This window comes from Bacillus sp. C30, assembly GCF_040838255.1.
Classification (GTDB): Bacteria; Bacillota; Bacilli; order Bacillales; family Bacillaceae_G; genus Bacillus_A; species Bacillus_A mycoides.
This window is the reverse complement of record NZ_JBFPJH010000449.1, coordinates 1-2,338: the sequence shown is the minus strand read 5'-3', so window position 1 is coordinate 2,338 and position 2,338 is coordinate 1. Positions and strand designations below refer to the sequence as shown.

Annotated in this window: 4 protein-coding genes; all 4 read right to left on the bottom strand. The window is 36.2% G+C overall.

All coding sequences use genetic code 11. From position 1 onward, the window contains the following. Positions 1 to 194, bottom strand: a 194-nt coding sequence (locus AB3X49_RS21585; RefSeq protein ID WP_367964644.1) for a DUF1648 domain-containing protein, incomplete at its 3' end; no start/stop codon positions are given. 91 nt (positions 195 to 285) lie between these two features. Next, the gene (locus tag AB3X49_RS21580; RefSeq protein WP_002126127.1) at positions 286 to 1,209 is read right to left on the bottom strand and encodes an RluA family pseudouridine synthase; all 924 of its coding nucleotides are present in this window, start codon (positions 1,207 to 1,209) and stop codon (positions 286 to 288) included. Positions 1,210 to 1,309: 100 nt separating this feature from the next. After that, a complete protein-coding gene (locus tag AB3X49_RS21575; protein WP_002126125.1) occupies positions 1,310 to 1,726 on the bottom strand; it encodes a YodN-related protein in 417 nt (138 codons plus the stop codon). A gap of 99 nt (positions 1,727 to 1,825) precedes the next feature. After that, positions 1,826 to 2,338 (bottom strand): MMPL family transporter (locus AB3X49_RS21570; RefSeq protein WP_367964641.1); only part of this gene is annotated, 513 nt, incomplete at its 5' end.

The following is a 2,338-nucleotide window of genomic DNA, read 5'->3' as shown; positions in this document are numbered from 1 at the left end:
ACATATACTAATCCATGTAAAATAATAATAAGGACAGGGATAAATAATACGACAACTTGTTTACTCATAAACTCGTTCGCTCCACCATTCTCGTTCCAATGCACTGCCATACGAGTTGGTAAATATGGATAAATACATAAAGTAAGTAAAAGACAAGCGAAAAATATCCCTAGCATATATTTATATTTGATCAAGTAATTCTCACCTCTCTTTTCTCTTAACGGCTTCGCCTCTTTCAGAGAAATTCCTGCAAAAATCTACCTTTTTCAACTTTAAACTTACACTTTACCTATTTTCTCTTTCAAATTTTTTCATTGTATCGTTTAAATTTGTAGGGAAAGGTACGTCAACAACGATCTCTTCTTTCGTAATCGGATGCAAAAAATTAATCTTCATCGCATGTAACGCTTGCCCGGACATATATGTTGTTTGCCCACCATATAATACATCCCCAACTAATGGATTTCCATTATAGCTCATATGAACGCGAATTTGATGCGTTCTACCAGTTTCTAACTGTAACGTTACGAGCGTCGCATTTTGTTTTTTAAAATATTTCTCTACTTTATAATACGTTATAGCTTGGTCTCCCTTTGGAGAAACACGACGCCTTGTAGCATGATGTCGATCTCTTCCGATAGCTGCATCAATTGTCCCCTGCTTCTTTTTTACTTTTCCTTCAACAAGTGCCATATACGTTCTTTTGATTTTCCGTTCCATTAATAAACGATCCATAATTGCACCCGCAATTCTATGTTTTGCGAATACAACACCACCTGTCGTATCTTTATCTAATCTATGGATATGCCGAACCTTCGTCTCTAAACCTTGCATTTGAAAATGAAAAGCAACAAGATTGGCAAGTGTTCCCGTCCCATTTTTTTCAGAAGGATGTGTATCCATTTGCCCCTGCTTATTTACAATGAGTACGTGATCGTCTTCAAACACTACATTTAATTCACCATATTCCGGCTCTACGCCGTACTCCTCCTCCATAAACATATGAACTTGTAACTTATCTCCTTCTTTTAAAAGTTCATTCCATCTCCTTTGTTCTCCGTTAACCGTAACACCTTTTTCCATACGAAGCTGATGTAATAACTTTTTTGGTACTTCCCATTCTACTTTTAACAACGACTCAATACTTATACCATTCCACGTCGCTGGAACCGTAATTTCGCACCATTCGCCCTTTTTCTTTGTTTCCATACTATAATCACCTTATTTCTATTGATTCTCTCATTGTAACGGAAAACATAATTTGATGCACCGTCAAAAATAGAGGACAGCCTTATAATCGACTGTCCCCTCACGCTCTAAGCCTTTTCATTTCCTGCAACACTTCTTCAGCTTTTTGTTCATACAATAAATCTTTAAAGAAATCCGCCAATCGTTTATAGTCGTTGTACGTATCTAATAAGTCGTCTATTTTCTCTCCTTTCATAACTTGTTGCTTTTGCTTCATTTTTACTGGATAGCGATACCCCGATACTTCTTGTATTTTGTAATACTCATCCTCTACTTGAATTACTTTTACAAGTTCCTCTTCTTCCGCATCCATCGTATACCCGTCAAAGTCTCTAAGCAGTTCATAAATAATATGAGTCCATTCATCTTTTGGGTAAAACCCTTTTTCCAACCGATAACCGACAATGCGATACATATGCCCATCGTTTTCAGCAAACTGTACTGTATCATTTAGCTTAAACTTAAAATAACGAAACATTGCCTTCACCTACTTGTATGTAATGTTCTTATCACATACTATGCGCAAAATATGGGCCCTGCTATTCATAAAAAAAACTCATCTTATAGATGAGTTTTTTTATGATGATTTTTCTCTTTTCTTTCGAAATGGTAGCCACCAGTTCCAATCCCCAAACAATTTCATTAAACTTGGTACGAGCATAAGACGGATAATTGTTGCATCAAGAAATATTGCTAATGCAACCCCAAGCCCCATCTGCTTTACTGGTAAAATATCAGTAAAGGCGAACGCACCGGTAACAACAATCATAATTAAAGCGGCGGACGTAATAATCCTACTTGTCGAAACAAGCCCTTCTAACGTTGCTTGATCGTTATCCCCTGTTTCTTCATAGAGCTCATGAATACGTGAAATAAGAAATACTTCATAATCCATGCTAAGCCCAAATACGAGGCCGAAAATAAAGATTGGTAATACAAATAAAACTGAACTCTCTTCTAATCCGAAATGACCACCTTCAAATAACCAAATTACAATTCCAATTGTTGCACTTAAACTAAGTACGTTCATAATAATAGCTTTAATTGGAATGAGTATAGAGCGGAATGCGAATAATAAAATGACAAAGGT